The organism is Chitinophagaceae bacterium C216, assembly GCA_028485475.2.
In the GTDB taxonomy this organism is placed as follows: domain Bacteria; phylum Bacteroidota; class Bacteroidia; order Chitinophagales; family Chitinophagaceae; genus Niabella; species Niabella composti.
Genome location: CP144143.1, coordinates 164,136 through 183,501 on the forward strand (window position 1 = coordinate 164,136; position 19,366 = coordinate 183,501).

Sequence of the window (19,366 nt, forward strand, 5' to 3'; positions counted from 1 at the left end):
ATGGAGTTATTATTAATATTAGTAATGGGGCTGTTGTACGCAGGAGGCGTATACTTTATCCTGAGAAGAAGTATGGTAAAACTTTTATTGGGCATTATGCTTCTGGGCACAGCCACCAATATTCTCATCTTTATTGTGGGTGGCATTGTAAAAGCAAAACCTCCCATCATCGATTCGATGAGTGAAGTGCTGGACAAATCCTATGCAGACCCTGTGCCTCAGGCGTTGATTCTTACAGCTATTGTAATCAGCTTCGGTTTGACTGCTTTTGCAATTGTATTGCTAAAAAGAGTATATGCCCTTTTAGAAACGGATGACCTAGATAATTTAAATACACCTGAAGAAGATATATGATTGGAAACTTGTTATTGGCTCCTATATTTATTCATCTGGTAATAGCAGTTCTTCAGCTCACTGCTTGGAGAAAAACTATTACTCAAAGAATACTATCTGCAACCGGAACTTTAGCTGCTTTAATTGCTGCGATATCCCTCTTCTCTTATGTTTATAAAAATGGTACCATTACTGTAAATGCCTCCAATTGGGAAGCCCCTTTTGGAATTGTATTTGTAGCCGATTTATTGGCCTGCACCATGGTACTGCTTACATCTATTGCAGGATTTGCCGTGTCGCTATTTTCTGCAACAGGTCTTAGCCGTCAGCGAATGTTGTACGGATATTTTCCCATTTTCCATTTCCTTCTTATGGGATTAAACGGCGCCTTCTTGACGGGTGATATCTTTAACCTTTATGTATGGTTTGAGGTAATTATTATTTCCTCATTTGTACTAATGACACTAGGGGGGCGTAAAACACAGCTGGAGGGGGCTTTGAAATATATGTCGATGAATATTCTGGCCTCCATGTTTTTCCTTGCCGGCATCGGTATTTTGTACGGAATGACGGGGTCATTAAATATGGCCGACCTGGCTACTAAAATGAGTAACATTCAAAATCCTTCACTGGCGGGTATTACTTCCATCTTTTTCATTCTGGGATTTGGGATTAAATCGGCTGTATTTCCACTTTATTTCTGGCTACCTTCTTCTTATCATACTCCGCCGTCGGCCGTAGCAGCTACTTTTGGAGGATTACTTACCAAAGTGGGTATTTATGCCATGCTACGCGTGCATAGTCTCATTTTTATTCCGGATAGTTTTACGCAAAAACTGCTAATGGTAATTGCCGTGCTCACCATCGTTACCGGTGCATTCGGCGCTCTTATCAAAACTAATCTACGCAGACTGTTTTCTTATCTTATCGTGTGTCATATCGGTTTTATGATTGGGGGCATATCGATGTTTACAAAGATAGCCCTGATGGGAACCGTGTTTTATCTCATACATGACATTATGGTAAAAACCAATCTCTTCCTTATTGCCGGGGTGATTATGCAGCTGCGGGGAGTAATGACGATGGAAAGATTGGGTGGCCTTTATAAAGAATATCCCAAAATATCATTATTGATAGCGCTAGTATTGTTTTCCCTAGTGGGTGTTCCACCGTTATCTGGTTTCTGGCCGAAATTATATTTATTCAAAGAGGCTTTTGCCGAACATCAATTCTTCTATATTGTTGCATTAATCGCAGGCAGCCTCGTTACATTATATGTCATTATAAGATTATGGGCCGAAGTGTTCTGGAAAGATGTACCGGCCGAGTCGGAAATAGATAATAAATTCGAATCTTCATCGTTTCTCAGAAAACTATTGTTGATTCTACCGGTGGGTATACTAGCATGTGTAACACTGTATATCGGCTTAAATGCTGAAGTAATAGCTCAAGTCGCAGATAGAATTGCAGAAGAGTTGGTGAATACCGATTCCTACGTTAAAGCTGTATTTAGAAAATAAAAAAGAAGTCCATGATAAGGAACTTTTTGATGAACTTATTGCTTTCCTTTATTTGGGTAGCGCTCACAGGAGCTCTGTCCTATTCGGGCTTTGCAATAGGATTTATACTGGGCTTCTTCGTACTATGGATCATGAACCGGCACGAAGAAGACCGGCGGTATTTTTATCGTCTTCCGAAAATATTTAGCTTTTTCTTTTATTTCTTGTATCTGTTGCTGAAGGCAAACGTTCAGGTGGCGTATGATGTTATTACCCCAAAATATTTTTTTACTCCTGGCGTGGTACGTTATCCGCTCAGCGATGACATGTCCGATTTTGAAATCAATGTACTATCTACATTCATTTCGCTTACACCCGGCACATTGATCCTTGATGTAAGTGAAGATAAAAAAGCCTTGTACATTCATGTAATGTATATCAAAAGCCCTGAGCAATTTGTTCATTCGGTGAAAACTGGTATTGAAAAACGTTTATTAGAGATATTAAGATGACACTAGCCAATTATTTTGACTTTGTAATAATGCCGATACTGACGATTTCCGTCATATTGGTATTCTTGCGCCTAATAAAAGGGCCAGCGATAGTAGACCGCGTAATAGCATTGGACCTTATTATTACCATAGGTATTGGTATTATTACGGTTTACAGCATCAGAGAGAATCAGAAGATTCTATTGGATGTGGCCATCATCTTGGCGCTTATTGCATTTTTAGGAACTATTGCATTTTCTTACTATATAGAAAAACAAAAAGATGATTAACGTTATTTTAGCCATACTCAGTACTGTGGGCGCTTTAGCGATATTATTTGCCTCGATAGGTATCTTAAGAATGCCCGATTTTTATTTACGGTTGTCCGTTACGGTAAAAGCATCCAGTTTGGGAGTAGGTTTGTTTCTAATATGTGCAGCCATCATGTTCCCTGGAGACGCTTCGGTTACTACAAAATCGATTGCCATCCTGTTCTTCTTAATCATTACGGCACCCATAGCAGCACATATGATTGGCAGAACCGCCTATTTCACAGGTACCCCTTTATGGAAAGGCACTGTAGTAGATGAGTTAGATGGCATGTATAATAAAGAAACTCACGAACTACTTAGTGACCCAAAAGATGCTATTGATAAATCTACCTCCCCATACAATGACCAAATTGCCGATACTGAAGAAGAGACAAAATAATAATAGGTAAATATCATTTACAAAAAATGGCAGCCCGAAGGCTGCCGTTGCTGTGTTCTTGTTATTGCATCCTAAATGCAATATTTTCGAGAATGAAACGGTTATTACTAGCCATAAGAAAACTGTCAAGAAAATCTCCCCAATAATACTATCGGTAACAGGTTTCTAAGAAGAATTGCATTCAAATTCTTTGCTCGGTAGAAGCTGCTACCAATTTGATAAAGCCTACTCATTCCGGAAAGTTATCGAGATGGGAAGCATCATCATCCTCCAACTCTTTGGGCTTTTGAATTGAGATGTTGATATTTTCGCCATATACACTGTATTACTCTCTCAACTAGCTTATACCATTTATTTTACTCTAATAATTACTACAACCAACGATTCACAATGTTTATAACTACTGCCAAATCTTACTAAAATCTGGTTCAAGAAGTCGATATCATCAAGCAGCCATCTTTAACAATGTCCAATGATATAAAGAAAAGATGCAACTAAATGCTGACTCTATTCTAAGATTTTACCAAATGCACACCAGTGGGCAGAAAACGATTCAACATCATTATAGGGGCAGTTAGCAATTCTTCCTCACAGGTCTTAGTTCTTACAATTATAATTTATCGCACTACTTCGTAATTCAATTCTGTCACACCGTTACTAAACTGTCTAGTAGTAGGTAACAGTTGCAGATTTATTTTATTCTCAATATTTTTAAATAAAGGGATGCCTTGTCCCAAAATAATAGGGTTTAAGAAGAGCCAAAAACCGTCAATTAAATTTTGTTCTATTAAACAATGTGTAGCTGTTGGGCTCCCAAACAATAAGATATCTGATCCTGCTTGTTGTTTCACTTTGGCTAATTCATCAGCTAAGTTATCGCTAATGATAGTCGTATTTTTCAAATTGGCTCCCTGCAATGATTTTGACAATACCACTTTATGCACATTCTTATACCAGGTAGAATGTTCTACCTCATGCTTAGTAGCATTGGGTTTTTCCCCAGCTGTAGGCCAATAGTCTTCCATCATTTGATAAGTTTTGCGTCCATAAAGGGCTGTATCGCCAGTTTGGATGCGCTTACCTATATAATCAAAAAGCTCCTCATCCACTTGAGCCCACTGAAGTTCTCCCTGCGGTCCTGCAACAAATCCGTCCAATGTTATGTGCATGAAAGAAATTATCTTCCTCATATTGTTAGGGATTGATTCATCGTCATATCTGTTGCTCTATTAATTGATGGGTTGTAGCAAATCTTTGGCTTAATCATCCGATCCATACGAACGCACTGATAATTTATTCCCTATTAGCATCATCAGTGCGTTCATTATAGATCATTTATGAGTCAGCACCACCTTATTTTCTTAAAGGCTTCCTCGGCTGTGCTGTATAAAAGATATGTACTTTTAATTACTGGGGATTGGTTGAATAGTTAATCATCCATCTTACACCGAACTTATCAGTGAAGCTGCCGTAATAGGCTCCCCAAAATTGATCTGCCATAGGCATTTCTACAACACCTCCCTCAGAAAGCGCATTGAATAAACGATCGGCCTCTTCTCTGGAATCAGGGAAAATAGAGATATAATTATTATTGCCTTCAATTAACTTATGTCCTGCAGAAGGAAGTATATCAGAAGCCATCAGTATGTCATTACCGATAGGCAGAGCTATATGTACAATTCGGTTTTTTTCATTTTCAGGAAGATTTTCGGCCCCTGGGAGCTCACTCATACGTGTAACAGGTCCTAGAAATTCTCCTCCAAAAACAGACTTATAAAAGTTAAAAGCCTCTTCGGCTTTACCGTCAAAATTCAGATAGGGATTTAGCTTCGGCATACTTGTAGGTTTTTGAATTTTATAAAAAAATTAGTTTATCAAAATTTTGTATCTATTCCAGTTACTTGCAATTACCCATAAAAGAACAACAAACATTAAGATGACAATCAAAAGTCCTGAGGGAAAGAAAGTAGCGGTATGTACCAGAATACCTACCATCACAGGAAGAATTATCAATGCGGCCAGTGCACGTGTTTTGGGGAAGAGGAACAACAAACCTCCCACTACTTCAACCGTTCCTACCAGTGGCATTAACCAACTGATGGTGCCAATTGCTTCATATAATTTAGTAGTAGCTTCATCCGCCGGTGGTACAGGCATATAATGAAAAAACTTATCCAGCCCCGCATTAATGAACATCAGAGCAAATAGTACACATAAGATATTTTTAACGATTTTCATAAAAAGGGATTTTATAATATTAGTTCCGATTTAAACAATTGGCTGCGATTCGACATATTTTTTAAAGCTATTCAGTATGTATTCGCGCACCTCTTTTAACACTGAATGTGATGCCCCATCCTGGAGTGCAGAAGTCTCTCTCACAATTGTATTCTCATCTATTTGCTGAAACTCTGTAGTAATCTTCTTTCCCTGCTCCGTAGTAGCTACTAAAATTTGCTGCGGAATTACCTGGACATACGTTCCTTTTATTTCAAACAACGCTTGGGTTTGCGGATGTTGCATTTGAAAATGATACACTCCATTTTCCCGCACATCATTGACAGCATCTATACAGCAGTAACCCTGCGCATTTATCAACCATTTTTGGATATCGGATGGATTGATAAAGTATTCCCACACTACGTTCACAGGACGTTCAATTAATGTTACCGCAACAATGCTTTTTACTTCCATAAAACGCTTATTTCATGGAGTGCAGTCCAAAAACATTACCTTCCGTATCCTGCACTATGGCGCAAAATCCATGTTCTCCTATTGAGGTTTTAGGTTGGATGATTTTACCACCAGCCGCTTCTACTCTACCTTCCTCCACACCACAGTCTTCACACGCGAAATAAACCAATACATTTCCCCCACCTGCTTTTACGCCTTTCATTTTAACCAAGGCTCCACCCGTTCCATGCCATTCCATATTCCCCGGGAAAAATCGCATTTGAGTTTCCTCGTTAGTAGGGTCAGAGGCATCTTCCAGCCTAATGCTCAAGACGTTTTCATAAAACCTCGTCGCCCGGTCTATGTCTTCAACATAAATTTCAAACCATACGACAGGATTGAATTTTAAATTCGCCATGACATTGACTTTTACTCAAAAGTAGTACGACGTGAGTAACACATCACTTATCATATGGCAAGAATTCACTTGTCATATGATAAGAAAACATGCAGGTTTTGGATAAAATATTATTGTAACTGGTAAGTCTTCAGCAGCTCATTAGCATAGGGAATTATGCCGAGATCTCTTTTCGAATCCTACTGAGAGAGGTATCAGTAACACCTAAGTAAGAAGCAATTTGTTTGAGAGGTACATACTGAATAATCTCCGGCTTCTCCTGAAGTAATTTTAGGTAGCGTGCAGTTGCGGTTTCGCGTATCATATCCAGAGAGCGTTGTTTAATAAAAAACAGCTGAGTGGTAAACCATAACCGTCCCCACTCTCTAAATCCGGGCATGCTGTGAAACAGTGGCTGAAAAACTTCAAAGTTCAACTTCCATAAAATGCAGTCCGTTACAGCTTGAATATTCTCTTGTGATGGTATACGCTGAAATAGCGAGGATGTAGAAATCACCACTTCATTCTCCGAAAAAAACTCTGTGGTAATTTCGTTCCCATTATAATCGTATACATAGGCACGTGCGATGCCACTTTGCAAGATGTAATACTCGTTAGCAATTTTTCCTTCCCTCAAAAGAACGGTGCCTTTGGGCACCTCTACAGGCTCGTGTGCATCTGCAAGTGTTTTCAAATCAGCCTCAGTAAGCAGTGGATGGCGATATACTTTTTGAAAAACCTCTTCCATATAGCGGATTTAAACATCTAAAATACTGAATTCAGTCAAATTCATCTGATGCCCCCCTTTCTTCATTCTGAAAACCACCATTCAACTTATCAGCTTACCTTTGCAGCATGGAATTATTTGCGGAATCGCTTACTCAATATAAAAGATTAAAAACCAAAGAGGTAAGAATTGGAGATTTACTACTGGGCAATTTTCATCCCATTCGGTTACAAACGATGACTACCACCGATACGATGGACACCATTGCTACAGTAGAACAAACTATTCGTTGCATAGAAGCAGGTGCAGAACTGGTACGTATTACGGCTCCTTCTAAAAAAGAAGCGGAAAATCTCCTTAATATCAAAAAAGAACTAAACAAACGCGGATATTTTACGCCACTGGTGGCAGATATACATTTTACCCCCAATGCTGCCGAAATTGCGGCGCGTATTGTGGAAAAGGTTCGTGTGAACCCAGGTAATTATGCCGATAAGAAAAAATTTGAAAAAATCGAATATACCGACGTGGAATATGCCGAAGAAATCGAGCGCATCCGCGAAAGATTTACCCCACTGGTAAAAATCTGCAAAGAATATGGGACCGCCATGCGTATCGGTACGAATCATGGTAGCCTTAGCGACCGCATCATGAGTCGGTATGGCGACACCCCCATAGGCATGGTAGAAAGTGCGATGGAGTTTTTACGTATCGCACGTGATGAGAATTATCACCAGATTGTACTGAGCATGAAAGCCAGCAATCCGCAGGTGATGGTACAGGCCTATCGCTTACTGATTAAACAGATGTATGAAGAGTTTGGCGAAATTTATCCGCTACACTTGGGCGTTACCGAGGCTGGTGACGGCGAGGAAGGCCGCATTAAGTCTGCTGTAGGTATCGGCACCCTCATGGAAGACGGCATTGGCGATACCATTCGCGTTTCGCTGACCGAGGACCCGGAATTAGAAATTCCTGTATGCCGAGATATTGTAAAACGTTACACTCTTGCTACTACACAACCAGAATATAACACCACGTCATCTTCTCATCAATCACTGCCTATACATACATATAGTCCTTTTCAGTTAATGCGGCACGAAACGGTTGCTGTAAACAATATTGGAGGCGGCCAAGTTCCGGTAGTGATTGCAGACATGAGTAAGATGAAAAAAATCACTCCGGCTACATTGCAAAGTATTGGCTACGCTTATAACGAAGCCGACGATAAGTGGAATATTGCCGATGCAGCAGCGGATTATATCTATATCGGCGAAGGCGATATCGACTTTGCATTGCCCGGAACGCTAAAGGTGATACTGCCGTACGAAAGATGGAAAACGTTACAAACACACACTGTCGATAGTGGTGAAAAGAAATTTTTCCCAATATATACGGCTACCGAATTCATAAACGCCGCTATTCCGAATAGCGATATTCATTTTGTACAAATTCAATGTCCGGAAGATGCATCGCACATTGATGCCATCGTTTCCAAACCTAATGTAGTGTTATGCCTAAGTAGTACCCAACAAAATGCTGTTCAAACCTTACGTGCATTTTGTATAAAGCTGGCTCATAAAAAAATTAAAGCTCCGATTATTTTCGTTACCGAAAGCAACTGGCACACGGCAGACGAACACCTCATTCACTACGCTACCGAAACGGGAGCTCTGTTTCTAGACGGGTTTGGTGAGGGTATCTTCCTTCGTATGAGTCGTGAAGCCTACGAAGGTTTTGCCCATACTGAATTAAGTGGACGCCGTTATAGTACACCAGCATTAGAAAATGCCCGTGCAGAGGCTTTCTTGAACAATACCGCCTTCAGCATATTGCAGGCTGCGCGCATGCGTATTTCGAAGACAGAATACATTTCCTGCCCCTCTTGTGGTCGCACTTTATTTGACCTGCAAGAAACCACAACCAAAATACGTTCCGTAACCCATCACCTGAAAGGAGTGAAGATTGCCATTATGGGTTGTATCGTAAATGGTCCTGGAGAAATGGCTGATGCAGATTTTGGATATGTAGGAAGCGGGCCAGGAAAAATCACTTTATACAAAGGGAAAGAAGTTGTAAAACGAAACGTCAACAGCGAAATAGCAGTGGAAGAACTCATTAACCTGCTCAAGGAAAATAATGTGTGGGTTGACCCATAGCAGAACATCGGTTATGTAGAACAGATGCTTAACTTGTCATATGAAACCAAAATATTGGGGATATCTTTTTATTGCCGTAACCTGTTTTTATTTTCTGGGCTTGGCACTTAACCATACCCTATTACTCTTCCTATTTAAACCCTTGTTGATAACCAGCTTGCTAGGGTACTTTCTCAAATCAACATCAGACGTTCGTTCTCACTTAAAGAAATGGATGATTGGTGCATTACTCGGCTCAATAACCGGAGATACCCTGCTGATGTTCAGCTCACAAAGCGAAATATATTTTTTAGCCGGACTGATTGCTTTTCTGATAGCGCATATTTGCTATATCATCACCTTTCATTCAATTCGTACACAAGAAGCGATTTTCGGAAAATGGTACCTAGGTATTATTGTTAGTGTATATTATTTGATGATCCTTGGCTTTCTGATGCCGCACTTAGGCACTATGAAATATCCCGTTATCATATACGGTCTGGTCATCAGTTTTATGCTACTACTGGCCATGCATCTTTACGATCTGAAGGATAACATCACTGCTCGATATATTCTTACGGGAGCCATTTTATTTGTGGTGTCTGACTCTGTACTGGCTGTTAACAAATTTTATCTAACACACTGGTGGAACTCCTGGATCATTATGAGCACTTACATTCTGGCACAATGGCTATTGGTAAGAGGATGTATAAGATATATCAATAATAAAGCAGCTGTTTAAAACTTAGCTTTTACCTAATCCTAAAATATCTTCCTGACATACCCTTGTCATCATCCGCGCTCATCTTTACATAAAAAATACATTTATGATAATTAATATTACGCCTTTTAAAGGACAGCATTGTGAAACTACTGCTACCGGAACTTTACTAAAGCACATTGGCATAGAGCTATCAGAACCTATGCTCTTTGGCATTGGTGAGGGGTTGGGATTTATTTATTGGAAGATGAAAACGATGGAATATCCTTTTCTGGGAGGACGTATCAAAACTGATCTACTCACACAAAATATTGCCCACCACCTGCAGCTGGAGCTTATCGTAAAAGAAACCTCTTCCAAACAAAAAGCTTGGGATGGTGTCAAACAGCTTATCGATGATGGACAGCCGGTAGGATTAAAGCTAGACTGTTATCACCTGCAATATTTTTCCAGGCCATTTCATTTTGCTGGACATTATGCCACAATCTATGGTTACGATGATACCTATGCATACCTAGTAGACACCCAACAACAGGGATGTCTCGTAAAAACCAGTCTGGAAAGCCTAGCAATGGCGCGTGCAGAGAAGGGGCCTATGGCTTCAAAAAATTTGTATTATACCTTACAAAAGACGCAACAATCCTATAATTTGAATAAAATCATCCTCACCGCTATCAGTAATAATGCAAAGACTTATCTCAATCCTCCCATTACCAATATAGGTTATAAAGGTATTTTCAAAGCGACGAAGGCTATTTTTGAATGGTTTCATAGTAGTAAGAACATTGAACAAGAGTTCAGGCATACAGCAAGACTGATGGAAAAAGGCGGAACCGGAGGAGCTCTATTCAGAAACCTGTATCGCGATTTTTTAAAAGAAAGCTACGAATTACTAGGATTGAAACCACTAAATGACGCATATGAACAGTTTACTGAGATTGCCAACATGTGGAATACTGTATCAGCATGCTTTGAAAAGGTGAGCGAAAGCAAAGACATCGCCTATATAGAACAAGCTTCGGCTGTGATGAAAGCTATTTCAGAGAAAGAAAAAATGGCAATGAAATTGCTGTCTTCTCTATAAAGAATAGCTATATATCCACGAAAGTGGGGGTATTATTTCTCATGTCCGTTATTGTTAATTTTTTTTTATATCTGATTGCAGCATAAATGTCAAATAGCACGTTATCATAGAGTAATGTGGAGTTAATGTGTCCAGCCAACATTAATCGACAATGTCGCCTGCTATAAAAAATACGAATATCTATCTACTGGAAATACCGTTTACCACTAACGGTAAGGCAGATACTTTGTGGCCGGTTATCATTCAGCATGGTCAAGAATATATACTTGTCGATTGTGGGTATCCTGGTCAGCTGGAGCTGCTGGAAAAAGCTGCCCGCGAACAGGGAATTGATTTGCAATATCTCACAGGCCTGATTCTCACCCATCATGATATAGACCACGTGGGTGCTGCCGCTGAACTGAAGCAAAAATATCCCAACATTCAGGTCATAGCCCCCGTTATCGAAGCCCCTTACATCAGTGGCAAACGCAAATCATTACGCTTAATTCAAGCAGAAGCGTCATTAAAGTATTTAAATGAAGAGCAAAAACCATTCGCACTACAGTTTATTAAGTTTTTGCAATCGGTAGTACCGGTACAAGTAGATAAAAAGCTGCAAATGAGTGATACTTTGTGGAGTACTATTCAAGTAGTACCCACACCTGGTCATACGCCCGGACATATATCATTATATATTCCCTCCCAAAAGATACTTATTGCAGCTGATGCTATAGTAGTTGAAAATAATAAACTAAATATTGCCAACCCTCAGTATTGCCTAGATTTGGAACAGGCGGTACATTCGGTAGCCTTACTAAGCCAATATGAAATTGCGGAATTGATTTGCTATCATGGTGGCAGGTTTAGAGGAAATATACAAGAGGCCTTTAAACAAGTGCTGCATGAATACAATAATGTAATGAAAACACCCATTAACCTTTAATAGCCCAAACTCAAAAGTTATTGCCTTATGACAAGTCAAGAAGTGATTCCACAAAGTATTTTTACTGCAAAAACTAAGACGATGGAAAAAGCGGCAATCGCTAGATCTTTTTCGACCGGAAATTTTAAACCCTGTTACCCATATCTTTCCGATGCAACGGTTTGGGACACCCCTGGACAGCAAACTTTAAAAGGGGCTTCGGAAATTGTTCCATTTTGTGAAAAAATAAGAGATTATTTCGATAGCATTACCACCGATTTCAGAATCCTGCATGTATTGGAAAATGACAATTCAGTAGTGGTGAATGGTACAGCAACTTTTATAAGAGAAGATGTAGTTATCTCCGAAGTAGCATCTTGCGATATTTATATTTTTAATGAAGACAACACCATTGCTTCTTTATATTCCTATTGTGTAAAAACAAAATAACCTATGGGAAAAATCATCCTGCCGGCCGATTGCGGAAATGCCCCCAAAAAATTGTTCTTGAAGGAGTGGTATAGCGCATTGGCCAGCAGTGATGCAACCTTTATTGCTAATCATATTGCGGACCAAGTGCACTGGTGTATTCCAGGGAAAAAATCTATTATAGGAAAGGCTGATTGTATACAGCGCTTTCCTGAACACCCCATTTGGAATGCTAAAGAAATAACAATAGATGCGATTATCACCCACGGACGTGAGGCTGCCGTAAGTGGTCAGTTATTGTCTGCAAAACGTTCAAAAAACACATTTTGTGAAGTGTTTAGGTTTAAAAGTGCAGGAACAAACATTATTGCGTCCATCACCTCTTTTATCATTCCTGTATAGAGTGCATTATTATCCATTATCATTGTGTTAAGTACAAAGGGGGTTATAGGAATGCTATCAGATCTTAGTTTGAGACTATATGATATCATTAGCAGTGTAATACATAAAAAAATACGGGCAGTGATCTGCCCGTATCTATATATAAAATCCGGTATTACTATTTCAGATATCCATAATACTCCTCGTCTGAAGCACAATCCCACCACACAGGCATACTCCAGATATTGGGGTCCGCTGCATGCGGATTTAATGCTAATGTATTAACGGAGTTATAGTTGATCTCATATACTGGAGGTAGTTGCCAACGACGCATCCAATAGCGAGGGTCGGTAGGGGAAGCTCCTGTTAATTGTGAAGCGCCTGAGAACAAAGCACCTCTTTGATATCCAGGATATACTACACCAAACCCGCCTACATTACCTGCACTGAAGTTAAAGCGGCGCATATCATTCCAGTTTTCAATGCTACAACCCATTGCAATATATTTTTGCAACATGATATCCGACATGGTTAATTCGCCAGCGTTTTGACATACTGCTGCACTGGACAGATAGGCCTCAATGGCCGCGGGATCCATAGGTGCCATATCAGGGTTGGTAGCAGTATAACCTGAGGCTTGCCACTCGGTAAGTTTAGCCTGCATCATCTGCATATGCGCTCTAATGCCTTCCTTGTAAGCAGTGAATGCATTTGCTTTATCTCCTTTTCTCATATACACTTCTGCTTTGATAAAGCACATTTCGTGGTAGGTTAATATTTCATGATCAGAAACAGGACGTACCTGGAAAGAACCAGTAGAACCTACCACACCGGCATTATAGGCAGCCAGTGAAGGATACCAGTTCAAGTCTGTAGCAGGCTGAGGAATACTTCCTGCGGTTGCTAATGAAGTACTGCGTAGATTTACGTATACGGTATCTCCAGCAAGTACGTAGTTATTACTGTTGATATAAATAGACCCGGCGGGGTAAGTAACTTTTACAACATTGCCGTCCACCTCATGCTGCCGTCCTGCAGCTACTTGAGCTGCTATAAAATTGGCGCGCTCTGTAGCATCATTAATAGTGTAATTGATGGTTGTATTGGAAGCTGCATAACTTGCAGTTGCAATAGTAGCAGGCCCTCCACCTTTTACTAACCTTGTAGCGGGACCATAAGAATCCACTCCTATTGAACGATTCCATGTATAAGAAGATACCTTACCATTCGCATCAAGCTTTACATTAGCCATTGAAGCCGGTACAATTTTAGGCATACGCGGATCTATTACGCCCGAACCACGCAAGTTGGTAAGCATATCATAATAGTACTTAGAGATACGCTGTGTACTACCATAAGCTGCGTAGTTATAGTTACCGTTGGTAACAATAGGATCACCCAATAGATAATCAGTAACAGTACTATTATTAAAACAAGGCACTACTGTATTATCTGCATTAGATTGCGGTCCTTTGGATAAACAGTAAAGTACGGAATCGGCATTAAACAAATCTGCTTTTTTGGAAATCTTCAGCATATAACGAGCCTTTAGTCCCCAACACAGCTTAATCCATTTATCCACATTACCTTGATTCATAAAGTCGCCGGCTGCTAAATCGGGAGCTCCCACTTCCTGTTGCATACTGAAGAGCCTAATAGCCTCATTCAGTTTATCCATACAACCGTAGTAGATAGTCTTTCCATCATCAGGCTTTGGACTGGGATTTCCGGTTGCAGCTTCATGATAAGGCATTTCACCATAGATATCCAGCATTTGCATAAAACCTAATGCATGGAATACATTAGCAGCAGCCATGTAATGATAAGCCCCTTGCTTTGCTGCCGTGTTATACATGTCCACTACATTCGACGAAGTAGCCACAAACCATGTTTGGTAAGGGGTAGTAGAGTTTCCGTTAGACGGAGCCCATGTGGTACTGAATGTGTTACCATTGGCGTTGGTGGTATAATATACGCCCGCCTGTAAAGCTGTACGATAGTTAGATACACCTGCCGAGTACATATAGAAGTGTTCAATCCAGGGCAAGCGATTTTGAATCAACACGCTTTGATTGTTAGGATTATCGGGGTCAACGTTAATATCTAACCATTTTTTACAGGAAGATGCACCTAAAAGAAGCGTACACCCCAATACTAAGTATATTAATCTTTTCATAACTTACTTTTTTCGCTGATTAAAATGTAATGTTAATACCAAATGTGAAGCTGGCTACAGCTGGAACACCTAGATAATCGATACCAGTAGATCCGGAACCTCCTGTACCTCCTGCTGCACTCACTTCAGGATCCATACCATCGTAATTGGTCCATGTAAACAAGTTTGTTCCTACTGCTGTTGCGGACAAACCTTTTATGACTCTCTTGTTTTTAATCATATCTGAAAAGTCATATGATAAGGTAAGAGAACGCAGCTTTAACCAGTTTACTGAGGTAATAAAATGATAAGAGTTGGCCGCATAGTTCTGCCAATAACGTTGAATCATATTAGTACCGGCATAAGTGGTACCTCCAATGGTATAAGTTTTATCAGCTTCGTAAGTCTGTGTATATGGCTCGCCGGTCTCACTGTTTACTCCCGATACAGTTACCGATTGACGATCGTTCAACAGTGTCTTTTTACTCAACCCGTTTAGCACCATCGCGTATTCTGTACCATTAAACACATCACCTCCTTTACGGAAGTCGAGCAATATGGCCACTGACAGATTTTTAAAGCGCAGTGAATTGTTCAAACCGCCTAAGAAGTCTGGCTCTCTGTTACCTACTACAGGGTTGGTTGTATTGAGCTTGTATAGACCTGTATTAGGATCGATCAGATAGCGACCATTGGGCAGTTCATTACCTTCAGCATCAGTTTCACGTAGATAAGACTGACCGGTCATACCCAGAAAGTACCCTCCGTTAGGAATGGAAGCAGCCTTAACAGTTCCAAACTGAGCATCGGTTGGGTAGAAATAAGCTACACCCGGTAGGAATTCACCCAAACGACCTTTATTATAAGAGAAGTTCAGTGTTACATCCCAGCTAAAATCTTTCTGCGCAATAGGCTTTCCTGTAAGGGCAATTTCCATACCCTTGTTGATCACCGATCCGGTATTCAGCGAGCTGAAGATAAAGCCACCAGACTGAGCTAAACGAGGTTGTGCAATCTGGTTTTTGGTTTGGCTGTGATAATAGGTATAATCCAGCCCTATACGTCCTCTTAAGAATCTGAATTCACCACCCACTTCCCATGAAGTTTGAATTTCGGGTTTGATGTTAGGGTTACCGGCCGCCCATTGATTACCTACTAAAATATAGGATCCTATCATGTAAGGTGGGTTTACGTAGGTATTAGTTGCATAAGGGTTAGCATCCTTACCTACCTGAGCCCAGCTGGCTCTTAACTTACCAAAAGAAAGCACATTGTTGCTAGATAATAATTCACTGAACACAAATGAACCGCTTAATGAAGGATAGAAATAGGATCTGTTTTCAATAGGCAATGTGGAAGACCAGTCATTGCGTCCTGTGGCAGTAAGGAAAGCAATATTCTTATAAGAAACGCCTATTTCTCCATAAGCTCCTACCAATCTTTTGCGGCTGGTACCATCAGTAAAGAATTTGTTATCATTATTGATATTATTAAAACTGATAGTTCCTGCTGTTACGAAATTATATCCCCAATGATTCTGACTATTCGTCTTGGTATCTTCCGATGTAGTACCTAACATAAGGCGTGTTTCAAAATCTCCAAAAGTTTTATGGAAATTTGTCATTACGGTTGTGGAGATATAAGTATAATCATACAACGGTTTACTTAAGCGCCCATTTTGATATAAAGCGGCAACAGCAGAACCCGGAGCGATGTAGGTATAATCGTTGGTAATATATTGATCATATCCCAAACGTGCAACTACATCCCACCAGTCTGTAACTTTATAATTACCGCTGATACCTCCGGTGATACGTCGGGTTCTAGAAGTGAGTTTATCCATATTGATAATCCAATAAGGATTATCCATGTCATCTTCCAGAGCAAGAGTACCTGCAAATCTTCTGTATTGAGAGCCATCAGGGTTGATATAACGTTTCATATCGAAAGTCTGCGGCCAGCCGTATACCGCTCCCATAGTACCATTACCGCCACCACTATACAAACCTGCCGTTGTTAATGTTCTATCGATATCGGCAATAGAGTATGCTACGTTAGCATTTAAAGTAAGATTACCATAACGTTGCTCGCCATTAAAACGGAAAGTTGTCTTGCGAAATCCGGTCTTGGGAACTATACCGGTCTGATTAAAGTTAGATCCCGACAAATAGAAAGAACCGTTTTTAGAACCGCCTGAAACGTTTACATTATTATCGTAAATAATACCATGTTGGAAGAACTCACCTATATTATCATATAAAGTATCCGCATCAGTAATTCTGGCACCCCAAGACTGATAAACATTTTGAGTATTTAAAATTCCATTTACGGAGTAGGTACCCGGCCCAAATGTAGTTTGTGCTTCGGGAAGTTTATTAGCCCATGAAGTACTGATTTTACTGGTCACATTCACTCTCGCCGATCCTTCAGAACCTTTTTTTGTAGTAATAATTACCACACCATCCGCAGCACGAGAGCCGTACAATGCTGCAGCAGCCGCACCTTTCAGTACAGAAAGGCTTTCGATATCTTCAGGGTTGATATCCATTACACGGTTGGAAAAAGTAGTATTGCTACGACTCATACCATCCGTTCCTGTATTACCGGTAACAGTAGTGGAGTTATCATAAATTACTCCATCAACCACAAACAAAGGCTGATTCTGTCTACTTTCGGATGTAGAGTTACCACCACGAATGGTAATAGAAGCTCCGGCACCGGCAGCACCACTAAATTGTGTAATATTTACACCGGGTACTTTACCTACGAGCGAATTGATAACATTGGTGTTTTTATTCTTCATAAGCTCAGCGGCATTCAACTCGGATACAGAGTATCCCAGTGCCTTTCTTTCCTTCTTAATACCCAAGGCGGTTACCACTACTTCGCCCATCACATTATCTGCATCAGGTGTCATAATAATGGAAGCAGTATTGCCGCTCACTTGCACTACCGAACGCTGGTAGCCCACAGAGGTCACAACAAGCGTAATAGGATCCGAGCCTGTTGCATTTAATGTAAAATTACCGTCTTCATTACTAGAAGTTGCATTTTGTGTTCCCTGCTGCTCAATAGTAGCACCCGGAACAGGTTCACCTGCCTGGTTTTTTACCGTACCAGTTATGATTCTTGATTGAGCCCATACAATGTTTGGAAGACAACAAAAGGCCATCCCAAACAAAAGCATACTTAGAATTGTCCTTCTCATATTATGTGTATTTAAAAATATAAATGTTCATTTGAGATGGTAAGTTGGAAGTCGGCGATGATAACTTGTAATGACCGGTAAATACCAGGCATATTTTTCACCTCTGATCAGAGCTGTACTAATAACCCGTTATTTCGACTAGTCATTGCATCATCCAAAGAACACGACTTATTTCAACATCCCTATATCCAATCCATAAAACCTGAAAGAGTTTTAGTTTTAGCACCACGAAGGCTCCTTTTCTTGACAACATAAATCCACATTATAGAACGATCATGTTGCCCTTAGTTTTCGAGGGTTAACGAGCTTGCACAACACATTCATATAAAGAGTAAGCACCGGATATGTTAGATTGAGTATGATTCTTCATTGATAAAATGAGTTGATATAATATTAGGGGTTTAAGCATATTACAATCCATTACTAATACCGGAACACCCTAAAGGTAATGTAAATTTTTGCATAAATTACAAAAAAAAATATTGATTTATTCTATTAGTCGCTTTAAAGAAATTCACTTCGCTAGTTCCTCTACACACATATTATAATACCCACTAAACTATGGTGTTTAGCGGGTATTACAGAATAAATTATTTTAGATAAATTGAAGGCTACCCCTTCCTATCGTGCGTAGAATAATCGTACAGAAGATATCGGAGTAGTCACCCTATAGCCTCCCAATATGTGGTGCGCACATCTGCCAATTGTTGCATTCCACCAATCACTATAGTCAACCATCACATTGGAAGAGTTCAATACTTGCAAAGGTCCTAAATCAGTTCCGTCAGCACCTATCACTCTTATTCGGTAATCGATGCGCTCGGTACCGCCAGAAATATAATTATTAGGATGTTTAATTACCGGCACCTCTATCCAATCAGTAGCTTCTCCAAAAGCCACCGGATTGCCTACATTAAGCCATTCGCTTCGCTGATCTGTTACGCCCGGATCCATGTTGTATTGATACTGATATTGCAGACGTAAAGGAGTAGGTGTATTACCACTTTCAAAAAGAAAGTTATAAAACCGAATCCAAGAAGATTTGGCAGTAGTGTCAGTAACTACACCAGGATAGGGATAACCGTTATTAATGATGATAGGAGGTTTACTAAAATCATACACAAAGATATTTTGCTTACCCTCCCTAAAAGTTATATCCTGATCATATACCAGTTCCTTAGAAGGACCACGGTAAAGTTTAAGGTTTGCCACACCAGGATTGGTTGCATAAAACCTTCCTACTCCCCCACTGGGAACTGCGTTGTACGTAGATAAGGTAGTTGCATCTTCCAAAATAGTGACTCCGTTAAGATCAATTTTGGTAATATTATTTGCTGCGCCTGCTACTACCGGAACAAAGTAATGTAGCTGAAACTCTGCTGCATTAGGCGCCAAGGGCTCTGACTTAAACTCGATAACATGCTTTTTACAAGCCACCCCCAAACTGGCAACAACGATCAGCAATATAAGCGCTTTTAACTTTTCCATACTTTAAACGATTTGCTGTTTAATAAT

The 19,366-nt window shown here is 40.1% G+C and carries 20 protein-coding genes; 11 read left to right on the top strand and 9 right to left on the bottom strand.

Going from position 1 to position 19,366, the window contains the following annotated elements; genetic code table 11:
* The 5 genes from PIECOFPK_RS00645 to mnhG are packed head-to-tail and all read left to right on the top strand — an operon-like array spanning position 1 to position 3,034.
* Positions 1 to 354, top strand: a complete 354-nt coding sequence (locus PIECOFPK_RS00645; RefSeq protein WP_330975026.1) for a Na+/H+ antiporter subunit C — start codon at positions 1 to 3, stop codon at positions 352 to 354.
* The gene (locus PIECOFPK_RS00650) at positions 351 to 1,853 is read left to right on the top strand and encodes a proton-conducting transporter membrane subunit (RefSeq protein WP_330975027.1); all 1,503 of its coding nucleotides are present in this window, start codon (positions 351 to 353) and stop codon (positions 1,851 to 1,853) included. Before PIECOFPK_RS00645 ends, PIECOFPK_RS00650 begins: the two co-directional genes overlap by 4 nt.
* 11 nt (positions 1,854 to 1,864) lie before the next feature.
* Positions 1,865 to 2,344 carry a Na+/H+ antiporter subunit E gene (locus PIECOFPK_RS00655; RefSeq protein WP_330975028.1) on the top strand — a complete coding sequence of 160 codons (480 nt, stop codon included), beginning with the start codon at positions 1,865 to 1,867 and terminating at the stop codon, positions 2,342 to 2,344.
* The gene (locus PIECOFPK_RS00660; protein WP_330975029.1) at positions 2,341 to 2,613 is read left to right on the top strand and encodes a monovalent cation/H+ antiporter complex subunit F; all 273 of its coding nucleotides are present in this window, start codon (positions 2,341 to 2,343) and stop codon (positions 2,611 to 2,613) included. Before PIECOFPK_RS00655 ends, PIECOFPK_RS00660 begins: the two co-directional genes overlap by 4 nt.
* Positions 2,606 to 3,034, top strand: a complete 429-nt coding sequence (gene mnhG / locus PIECOFPK_RS00665; protein WP_330975030.1) for a monovalent cation/H(+) antiporter subunit G — start codon at positions 2,606 to 2,608, stop codon at positions 3,032 to 3,034. Before PIECOFPK_RS00660 ends, mnhG begins: the two co-directional genes overlap by 8 nt.
* A gap of 617 nt (positions 3,035 to 3,651) precedes the next feature.
* Here the strand turns inward: mnhG and PIECOFPK_RS00670 are convergent.
* The 6 genes from PIECOFPK_RS00670 to PIECOFPK_RS00695 all read right to left on the bottom strand — a co-directional run bounded on the left by PIECOFPK_RS00670 (position 3,652) and on the right by PIECOFPK_RS00695 (position 6,852).
* The gene (locus PIECOFPK_RS00670; RefSeq protein WP_409966270.1) at positions 3,652 to 4,224 is read right to left on the bottom strand and encodes a dihydrofolate reductase family protein; all 573 of its coding nucleotides are present in this window, start codon (positions 4,222 to 4,224) and stop codon (positions 3,652 to 3,654) included.
* 217 nt (positions 4,225 to 4,441) lie between these two features.
* Positions 4,442 to 4,870, bottom strand: coding sequence for a VOC family protein (locus tag PIECOFPK_RS00675; protein ID WP_409966271.1), 429 nt, complete (start codon positions 4,868 to 4,870; stop codon positions 4,442 to 4,444).
* A 30-nt stretch (positions 4,871 to 4,900) separates the two neighbouring features.
* Entirely contained in the window at positions 4,901 to 5,272 is a 372-nt protein-coding gene (locus PIECOFPK_RS00680) for a MauE/DoxX family redox-associated membrane protein (RefSeq protein WP_330975033.1), read from the bottom strand.
* A 30-nt stretch (positions 5,273 to 5,302) separates the two neighbouring features.
* Complete coding sequence (locus PIECOFPK_RS00685; protein ID WP_409966272.1) at positions 5,303 to 5,728, bottom strand: SRPBCC domain-containing protein; 426 nt, start codon at positions 5,726 to 5,728, stop codon at positions 5,303 to 5,305.
* A gap of 7 nt (positions 5,729 to 5,735) precedes the next feature.
* Positions 5,736 to 6,125 (bottom strand): VOC family protein, encoded by a 390-nt coding sequence (locus PIECOFPK_RS00690; RefSeq protein WP_330975035.1) that lies wholly within the window; start codon positions 6,123 to 6,125, stop codon positions 5,736 to 5,738.
* 154 nt (positions 6,126 to 6,279) lie between these two features.
* Entirely contained in the window at positions 6,280 to 6,852 is a 573-nt protein-coding gene (locus tag PIECOFPK_RS00695; RefSeq protein ID WP_330975036.1) for a Crp/Fnr family transcriptional regulator, read from the bottom strand.
* A 107-nt stretch (positions 6,853 to 6,959) separates the two neighbouring features.
* On the opposite strand from PIECOFPK_RS00695, the gene ispG reads away from it, so the two are divergent.
* The 6 genes from ispG (at position 6,960) to PIECOFPK_RS00725 (ending at position 12,509) form a co-directional block, all read left to right on the top strand.
* Positions 6,960 to 8,990 carry a (E)-4-hydroxy-3-methylbut-2-enyl-diphosphate synthase gene (gene ispG / locus PIECOFPK_RS00700; RefSeq protein WP_409966273.1) on the top strand — a complete coding sequence of 677 codons (2,031 nt, stop codon included), beginning with the start codon at positions 6,960 to 6,962 and terminating at the stop codon, positions 8,988 to 8,990.
* Between the two features lie 40 nt (positions 8,991 to 9,030).
* Entirely contained in the window at positions 9,031 to 9,711 is a 681-nt protein-coding gene (locus PIECOFPK_RS00705) for a lysoplasmalogenase (RefSeq protein WP_409966274.1), read from the top strand.
* A gap of 85 nt (positions 9,712 to 9,796) precedes the next feature.
* Entirely contained in the window at positions 9,797 to 10,774 is a 978-nt protein-coding gene (locus PIECOFPK_RS00710) for a BtrH N-terminal domain-containing protein (RefSeq protein ID WP_409966275.1), read from the top strand.
* Positions 10,775 to 10,925: 151 nt separating this feature from the next.
* Positions 10,926 to 11,699 carry an MBL fold metallo-hydrolase gene (locus PIECOFPK_RS00715; protein ID WP_409966276.1) on the top strand — a complete coding sequence of 258 codons (774 nt, stop codon included), beginning with the start codon at positions 10,926 to 10,928 and terminating at the stop codon, positions 11,697 to 11,699.
* 27 nt (positions 11,700 to 11,726) lie between these two features.
* Positions 11,727 to 12,128, top strand: coding sequence for a hypothetical protein (locus PIECOFPK_RS00720; protein WP_330975041.1), 402 nt, complete (start codon positions 11,727 to 11,729; stop codon positions 12,126 to 12,128).
* 3 nt (positions 12,129 to 12,131) lie between these two features.
* Entirely contained in the window at positions 12,132 to 12,509 is a 378-nt protein-coding gene (locus tag PIECOFPK_RS00725) for a nuclear transport factor 2 family protein (RefSeq protein WP_330975042.1), read from the top strand.
* Positions 12,510 to 12,666: 157 nt separating this feature from the next.
* Here PIECOFPK_RS00725 and PIECOFPK_RS00730 read toward each other — a convergent pair whose 3' ends face one another.
* The 3 genes from PIECOFPK_RS00730 to PIECOFPK_RS00740 form a co-directional block, all read right to left on the bottom strand.
* Complete coding sequence (locus tag PIECOFPK_RS00730) at positions 12,667 to 14,664, bottom strand: SusD/RagB family nutrient-binding outer membrane lipoprotein (RefSeq protein WP_330975043.1); 1,998 nt, start codon at positions 14,662 to 14,664, stop codon at positions 12,667 to 12,669.
* 19 nt (positions 14,665 to 14,683) lie between these two features.
* Complete coding sequence (locus PIECOFPK_RS00735; protein ID WP_330975044.1) at positions 14,684 to 17,851, bottom strand: SusC/RagA family TonB-linked outer membrane protein; 3,168 nt, start codon at positions 17,849 to 17,851, stop codon at positions 14,684 to 14,686.
* 621 nt (positions 17,852 to 18,472) lie between these two features.
* Complete coding sequence (locus PIECOFPK_RS00740) at positions 18,473 to 19,339, bottom strand: hypothetical protein (RefSeq protein ID WP_409966277.1); 867 nt, start codon at positions 19,337 to 19,339, stop codon at positions 18,473 to 18,475.
* Positions 19,340 to 19,366: the final 27 nt, after the last annotated feature.

Excerpts from the sequence above, each read along its gene's own strand:
- PIECOFPK_RS00645 (WP_330975026.1), top strand. The coding sequence starts at position 1 with ATGGAGTTATTATTAATATTAGTAATGGGGCTGTTGTACGCAGGAGGC.
- PIECOFPK_RS00650 (WP_330975027.1), top strand. The coding sequence starts at position 351 with ATGATTGGAAACTTGTTATTGGCTCCTATATTTATTCATCTGGTAATA.
- PIECOFPK_RS00655 (WP_330975028.1), top strand. The coding sequence starts at position 1,865 with ATGATAAGGAACTTTTTGATGAACTTATTGCTTTCCTTTATTTGGGTA.
- PIECOFPK_RS00660 (WP_330975029.1), top strand. The coding sequence starts at position 2,341 with ATGACACTAGCCAATTATTTTGACTTTGTAATAATGCCGATACTGACG.
- mnhG (WP_330975030.1), top strand. The coding sequence starts at position 2,606 with ATGATTAACGTTATTTTAGCCATACTCAGTACTGTGGGCGCTTTAGCG.
- PIECOFPK_RS00670 (WP_409966270.1), bottom strand. The coding sequence starts at position 4,224 with ATGAGGAAGATAATTTCTTTCATGCACATAACATTGGACGGATTTGTT.
- PIECOFPK_RS00675 (WP_409966271.1), bottom strand. The coding sequence starts at position 4,870 with ATGCCGAAGCTAAATCCCTATCTGAATTTTGACGGTAAAGCCGAAGAG.
- PIECOFPK_RS00680 (WP_330975033.1), bottom strand. The coding sequence starts at position 5,272 with ATGAAAATCGTTAAAAATATCTTATGTGTACTATTTGCTCTGATGTTC.
- PIECOFPK_RS00685 (WP_409966272.1), bottom strand. The coding sequence starts at position 5,728 with ATGGAAGTAAAAAGCATTGTTGCGGTAACATTAATTGAACGTCCTGTG.
- PIECOFPK_RS00690 (WP_330975035.1), bottom strand. The coding sequence starts at position 6,125 with ATGGCGAATTTAAAATTCAATCCTGTCGTATGGTTTGAAATTTATGTT.
- PIECOFPK_RS00695 (WP_330975036.1), bottom strand. The coding sequence starts at position 6,852 with ATGGAAGAGGTTTTTCAAAAAGTATATCGCCATCCACTGCTTACTGAG.
- ispG (WP_409966273.1), top strand. The coding sequence starts at position 6,960 with ATGGAATTATTTGCGGAATCGCTTACTCAATATAAAAGATTAAAAACC.
- PIECOFPK_RS00705 (WP_409966274.1), top strand. The coding sequence starts at position 9,031 with ATGAAACCAAAATATTGGGGATATCTTTTTATTGCCGTAACCTGTTTT.
- PIECOFPK_RS00710 (WP_409966275.1), top strand. The coding sequence starts at position 9,797 with ATGATAATTAATATTACGCCTTTTAAAGGACAGCATTGTGAAACTACT.
- PIECOFPK_RS00715 (WP_409966276.1), top strand. The coding sequence starts at position 10,926 with ATGTCGCCTGCTATAAAAAATACGAATATCTATCTACTGGAAATACCG.
- PIECOFPK_RS00720 (WP_330975041.1), top strand. The coding sequence starts at position 11,727 with ATGACAAGTCAAGAAGTGATTCCACAAAGTATTTTTACTGCAAAAACT.
- PIECOFPK_RS00725 (WP_330975042.1), top strand. The coding sequence starts at position 12,132 with ATGGGAAAAATCATCCTGCCGGCCGATTGCGGAAATGCCCCCAAAAAA.
- PIECOFPK_RS00730 (WP_330975043.1), bottom strand. The coding sequence starts at position 14,664 with ATGAAAAGATTAATATACTTAGTATTGGGGTGTACGCTTCTTTTAGGT.
- PIECOFPK_RS00735 (WP_330975044.1), bottom strand. The coding sequence starts at position 17,851 with ATGAGAAGGACAATTCTAAGTATGCTTTTGTTTGGGATGGCCTTTTGT.
- PIECOFPK_RS00740 (WP_409966277.1), bottom strand. The coding sequence starts at position 19,339 with ATGGAAAAGTTAAAAGCGCTTATATTGCTGATCGTTGTTGCCAGTTTG.